Below are 6131 nucleotides of genomic sequence, written 5' to 3'. Positions count from 1 at the left end.
ACGTCGAGCTCGTTCTGGACGCCGAGGTTCGTCGTGGCCGAGTTGAGGCGGGCGGTCTGGATGGCGGCGCTCAGCGCGCAGAGCGCCCCCATCAGCATGAACGTGTAGGTGATCGTCTTGCGGGTGTTGATGCCGCCGAGCTCGGCGGCTTCGGGGTTGCCACCGTATGCGTAGACGTAGCGGCCGAAGCGTCGCCGGCGGGCGAGGTACGACATCCCGAGCGTCACGCCGATCAGGATGAGGACGGGATAGGCGACGCCGACCGGGTCGCCGGAGACCGGCGAGTCGTAGCCGATCGCGATCAGCCAGACACCGAGCAGGACCGTGAGACAGCCGACCACGGCGAACGCGACGTCGAGCCCGAACGGGCGCATCGTCAGCTCGTGGCGTCGCCGCCGCTGGCGGGCCATTGCGATGCTGGCGACGATGAGGACACATGCGACGAGGGCGAGCAGCCAGCTCCTCCAGTCGCCGAGCGAGCGTTCGGGTGCGCCCCCGAGGTAGCGGAACGTGTCGTCGAGTGGGGCGAGGGTCTGACCCTGCTTGCCCCCGGTGCGGAAGATGACACCGCGCCAGGCGAGGAACCCGCCGAGCGTGACGATGAACGCGGGGACGCCGACATAGGCGACGAGATAGCCCTGGATCCCGCCGATGAAGGCGCCGAGGAGGACGCCGACGGCGAGCGCGACGAGCCAGGTGAACCACTTGCCCTGCAGGCCGTCGATCGTCCAGTCGAGGCCGAACACCGAGATCTGTCCGTCGGTCTGCACGAGCGCCATCGTGTAGCCGAGGAACCCCAGCAAGGAGCCGACCGACAGGTCGATGTTGCGGGTCACGATGATCAACACCATGCCGGTCGCCATGATCGCGATCGAGGTGCTCTGGACCGACAGGTTCCAGAGGTTGCGCGACGTGATGAACTTCCCGTCGGACATCAGGTGGAACCCGATCCAGATCACGCCGAGGGCGATGATCATGCCGAACAAGCGGGTGTCGACTTCCGAGGCCCTGACGAGCTCACGCCACGAGCGCTTCGTCGTGGCGGGTGGGGCGGTGCCGGCGGCGGCCTGACTCATGCGCGTGCTCTTTCCGGGGGATCTCGTCGTGTACGTCGGGTGAGTGGATGTTGCCAGATCCGCGGCCTGGCGGAGAACACCCGACGCGCCCCCCACCGGCGGCGGGGGGCGCGTCGACTCAGGTGTTCAGTTGTGGATGACGTGGTGGCTCAGCCGCAGGCCGCCACCGCGCCCGCCTCGACGCCCGCGCACGCGTCGGCCTGGCTGATCCAGCCGGCGTCGATCACGATGTCGAGGTTGTCCTGCTTGATCGGGATCGGCTCGAGCAGGATCGACGTGATGTCGATGCCGCCCGGCGTGGTGAACGGCGCTGTGCCGCTCACCGCCGACGCCTCGGGGTTGCTGCACAGCTCGATGGCGGCGCTGCCGGCCGCGGTGCCGAGCTCGCGGGCGTCCTTCCAGACGCTCACGGTCTGCGTGCCGAGCGCCACGCGGTTGAGCGCGGCCTGGTCGCCGTCCTGGCCCGACACCGGGATCTGACCGGCGAGACCCTGGGCCTCGAGCGCGGCGATCACGCCACCGGCCATGCCGTCGTTCTCGGAGAGCACGGCGTCGACCTCGTTGTTGTTGGCGGTCAGGAACTGCTCCATGCTCGTCTGGGCGATGGCGGGATCCCAGTTGTCGGTGTAGGTCTCACCGACGATGGTGATCGTGTCGCTGTTCTCGCCCACCGGCGGGATGCCGACGTTGGTGTAGCCCTCGCGGAGGAAGTCGGCGTTGGCGTCGGCGGCGTTGCCCTTGATGATCACGAAGTTGCCCTCGGACACGACCTCGAGCACGGCCTCGGCCTCCATCTCGCCGACCCTCACGTTGTCGAACGTGATGTAGAGCGCCTGCTCGTCCTCGATCAGGCGGTCGTACGCGATGACGGGGACGCCCTGCTCGATCGCCGCCGCGACCGCCGGCTTGATGGCCACGCCGTCCTGAGCGAGGGCGACGATCACGTTGGCGCCCTGCGAGATCAGGTTCTCGAGGTTGCTGGCCTGGGTCTCGACCGACGACTTGGCGTCGTTCGAGATGTACGTGCCGCCACCGGCCTCGATCGCGGCCTGCAGCGCCGGCTCGTCCCACTTGGCCCAGCGCTCTTCCTGGTAGTTGTTCCACGACACGCCGACGGTGCAACCGTCGCCGTCGCCGTCGCCGTCGCCGTCGCCGTCGCCGTCCGCTGCCGCTTCGTCGCCGTCGTCCGCTGCTGCTGTGTCGCTGGTCGCGTCGTCGTCGTCATCGTCTCCGCATGCTGCGAAGACCAGGGCGGCGGTGACGAGCACCGTCGCTGTCCGTCGAACGTGCATCTTCGTTCTCTCCCCTTGTCGCGCACGGCGGGCGCCGTGACCCCATCAGGTTACTGACGGGTCCGACGGTGACTAGGGCAGGAAGTCCCACCTGGCCGCGGCGTCATCCTGGTCATCGCAGCGGATCTCCGTCGAAGTAGCGCTGCGCAAGCTCCCAGGCACCCCGGCCGACCGTCGCCCCGATCCGGCGGCCCTCGACATCGTCGGCGGTGATGTGGATGCCTCCGTAGAGCCGTGAGATGCCCGCCTCGTCGGCGGCGTCGTAGTACGTCGCCCACTGCAGGGTCAGGTCCTCGGTCGGGCCCTCCTCGTGGAGCAGCGCGCCCTGCGGGACGGTCCACGCCGACATCCCTCCCGGGAAGAAGGGGCTGCCGGTGAGCGACGTCAGCACCTCGGCGCCGGCCCGGCTGAACGTGCTGTGGCCCGAGACGTAGCCGGCGAACGCCGGGCTCACGAACGACGGGCGCTGGTACGGCACCCAGTCGACGGCCAGCACCCAGCCCACCCCGCTGGTCTCGGTCTCTGGGTCGGCGGGGGCGCCCCGCCACGAGCGGACGGCGATCTCGCCGACGTGGGCGGCCAGCGCCTCGTGCCGCTCGCCCGGCGCACTCGACGCCTCGGTGACCACCTCGATCAGCCCCGACTCCAGCGGGATCCCGTCCGGGTGGTACGACGGGCCGTCCGGCTCACTCGACTGGCCGTGGCCGGCGAGGTGGCGGATCATCGAGATCGGGCGGGCGAAGTCGTAGTGGCTCTTGAGGCCCCACGCCGCGATGGCGGCGTCGTGGACCGCCCCGTTCAGCGCGAAGTACGCCTTGACGTCCCACTCGAGCGGATCGATCAGCGGGCCCGTGCCCCCGAACCGGCGCTCGAACCCGGGCGCGTCCTGGATCGCGTTGGCGATCAGGTTCCAGTGTCCGGGCGGTGTCTCGGAGTCGGGACCGTCCGCCCAGTACTCGGCGATCGCGCGACCGAAGTCGGCGTGGAGGACGACGTTCGGCTCGTACGGCTCGCCGGTGGCCGGGTTCTGCGAGTACCCGTCGCCGTCGTTCGAGCCGAGCGGGTTGTCGCCGCGGGCTCCCGGGCCGATGTCGATCTCGGCGCCGCTGTCGGGGTCGAGCAGCGCGCTGTAGCGCACCACCTCGACCGCCGCGTCGCGGTAGGCCTGATCGGTCGCCGGGTCACCGAGCAGTGGTGGTGGGCCGGGGTCGATCGCCGTCCCAGTCGGTGAGGGTTCGAGCGCGAACGGGGTCACGTGGCCCCAGTGCGGCCCGATGAACGTCTGCGTCTCGCCGGGGATGGGCAGGCCGTTCTGCGCGATCTGCACCCCCAGCGACAACGGCTGCCACGCGTTGGCGTCGACCATGACGGTGCCAGGGTCGGCGACGACCATCGGCTCGTTCACCGGCCGGTACGAATGGTCGACGTAGCGGTCGTCCTCGAGCGCGCCGTCGTCGCGCCCGTGCTCGATGACGGTCTCGGCGATCCGGTTCCCGAGGTCGGCCGGCGAGTCGCCGTCGGAGGCGGTGTAGTCGGTCCGGTAGCACAGCGACGTCATGACGGCGTCGAGCTGCTCGTTGGCGCTCGGCAGGTCCGACACCGTGCCGTACCGCCACAGGAGGATTCGGTACGCGGCGTAGCTGATGGCGACTTCGCGCGACGCGGTCGGGTCGTCGGCGGTGTGGCGCTCGGTGACGAAGTACCCGTCCGACGAGGTGTCGTAGGCGGCCCACGCGTCCCACATCGCCGCGGAGGTGTGGAACAGGTTCCGGGCGTGGACGGTCGGCGCCGGGATGACCTGGCGGATGAGGTCGAGCACGGTCTCGTCCCAGACGCGGGCGACCGAGCGGCCACCGCGGTCGGCCGGCGTGCAGCCGGCTTCTGCGTAGGGGGCTTCGTCGCCGGAGCAGCCCGTCGCCGTCGCGATCAGCGACGCTGCGACGGCCGCCGTGACGGCTCGTCGTAGATCGACCATCCGCTGCCGGACTGTACCGCCGCTGCGAGGGATCTGTGGTGTGGTTCAATCCGTCTCGTGGCCGACAGCGAGCGCTCGATCCGACGGCGGTGGTTGGCCTGCGGACTCGCGATGGCCGTGCTCGCCACCGGAATCCCGCTGGTCGCCGCGCTCGTCGACGCCGGCGGATCGGAGGCGGCCGCGGCCGGGACGCCGCCGCGATTCGTCCGCGAGGCAGGCGCGATCGACCACACCTACACCGGCGAGTTCGAGTTCTTCGTCGGCGGCGGTGTCGCCGTCCTCGACTGCGACGACGACGGGCTGTCGGACCTGTTCTTCGCCGGCGGTAGCGAGCCCGCCGCGCTCTACCGCAACGAGAGCAGTCGCGGCGGCGCCCTTCGCTTCGGGGAGGTGGATGCCCCCGAGACCGATCTGACCGAGGTGACCGGCGCGTACCCGCTCGACATCGACAGCGACGGCCACGTCGATCTCGTCGTGCTGCGCCACGGACCCGACGTCGTGCTCCGCGGGCTCGGGGAGTGTCGGTTCGAGGTGGCGAACGATCGGTTCGGCATCGACGGAGGCGACGACTGGACGACCGCGTTCAGCGCGACCTGGGAGGGATCCAACACGATGCCGACGCTGGCGTTCGGCAGCTACCTCGTGCCTCGCGACGACGCACTGGTCAGCAACACCTGCGGCGACAGCCGGCTCGTGCGGCCGCAGGGCACGGAGTACGCCGCACCGGTCCCGCTCCGGCCGGGCTACTGCACGCTGTCGATGCTCTTCAGCGACTGGAACCGGTCGGGACAGCGAGACCTCCGTCTGACCAACGACCGGCACTACTACGCCGACGGCGGCGAGCAGATGTGGCGGATCGCCTCCGGTGAGCCACCCGAGGAGTACACCGCAGAAGACGGTTGGCAACCGCTCCGGGTCTGGGGGATGGGCATCGCCAGCCACGACCTGACCGGTGATGGCTACCCCGAGGTGTTCCTCACGAGCCAGGGCGACAACAAGCTGCAGACGCTCGACGGCGACGGCACCGAGCCGCGGTACCGCGACATCGCACTGCGCCGAGGTGTCACGGCGCAACGCCCGTTCACCGGCGGCGACGTGCTCCCCTCGACCGCCTGGCACCCGGAGTTCGCGGACGTCAACAACGACGGGTTCGTCGATCTGTTCGTGTCGAAGGGCAACGTCGAGGCGCAGACCGATCACGCCAGCAACGATCCCAACAACTTGCTGATCGGGCAGACCGACGGCACGTTCGTCGAGGGTGCGGAGGCGGCCGGGATCATCGACGACGATCGCTCGCGCGGGGCGGCCCTGGTCGACCTGAATCACGACGGCATGCTCGACCTGGTCGTCGTGAACCGCCGCGAGAACGTCGCGCTCTGGCGCAATGTCGGCGCGGGCGATGCCGAGCGTCCCGAGCCGATGGGCCGATGGCTCGCGATCCGGCTGGTCCAGCCGGTACCCAACGTCGACGCGGTCGGGGCATGGCTGGAGGTGCAGGCCGGCGAGCGGACGATCGTCCGCGAGATCACCATCGGCGGCGGGCACGCCGGCGGGCAGCACGGTTGGATCCACGTCGGCCTGGGGTCGGCGGACGAGGCGCAGGTCCGGGTCGCCTGGCCCGACGGCGAGACGGGACCATGGACGACGGTCGCCGCCGACCGGTTCGTCACGTTCGAGCGAGGTGCTGCTGCACCGGTCGTCGGAGTTCCGCCGATCGACCCCGACGACTAATCTTCAACGGCAGGTGCGGTCGTCGGGACGTCGCTCGCACGGCGCCCACGAGACACC

Annotated in this window: 4 protein-coding genes; 1 reads left to right on the top strand and 3 read right to left on the bottom strand. The window is 70.2% G+C overall.

Translation table 11 applies throughout. From position 1 onward, the window contains the following. The 3 genes from QNJ12_RS12065 to QNJ12_RS12055 form a co-directional block, all read right to left on the bottom strand. Window positions 1-1076: hypothetical protein (locus QNJ12_RS12065; RefSeq protein ID WP_300622899.1), on the bottom strand; the 1076-nt coding region annotated here is incomplete at its 3' end. Window positions 1077-1225: 149 nt separating this feature from the next. Next, window positions 1226-2368, bottom strand: coding sequence for a substrate-binding domain-containing protein (locus QNJ12_RS12060; RefSeq protein ID WP_300622898.1), 1143 nt, complete (start codon window positions 2366-2368; stop codon window positions 1226-1228). Window positions 2369-2480: 112 nt separating this feature from the next. Continuing rightward, complete coding sequence (locus tag QNJ12_RS12055; protein WP_300622897.1) at window positions 2481-4343, bottom strand: vanadium-dependent haloperoxidase; 1863 nt, start codon at window positions 4341-4343, stop codon at window positions 2481-2483. A gap of 57 nt (window positions 4344-4400) precedes the next feature. Here QNJ12_RS12055 and QNJ12_RS12050 point away from each other — a divergent pair, with 57 nt between their 5' ends. After that, window positions 4401-6074: a CRTAC1 family protein gene (locus tag QNJ12_RS12050; protein WP_300622896.1), complete on the top strand. Its 1674-nt coding sequence runs from the start codon at window positions 4401-4403 to the stop codon at window positions 6072-6074. Window positions 6075-6131 lie beyond the last annotated feature (57 nt).

The organism is Ilumatobacter sp. (assembly GCF_030065885.1).
Classification (GTDB): Bacteria; Actinomycetota; Acidimicrobiia; order Acidimicrobiales; family Ilumatobacteraceae; genus Ilumatobacter.
This window is presented reverse-complemented; position numbering and strand designations above follow the sequence as displayed.

What these genes read in the sequence shown, in the direction of transcription:
- QNJ12_RS12055 (WP_300622897.1), bottom strand. Translation starts at nt 4,343, where the DNA reads ATGGTCGATCTACGACGAGCCGTCACGGCGGCCGTCGCAGCGTCGCTG.
- QNJ12_RS12060 (WP_300622898.1), bottom strand. Translation starts at nt 2,368, where the DNA reads ATGCACGTTCGACGGACAGCGACGGTGCTCGTCACCGCCGCCCTGGTC.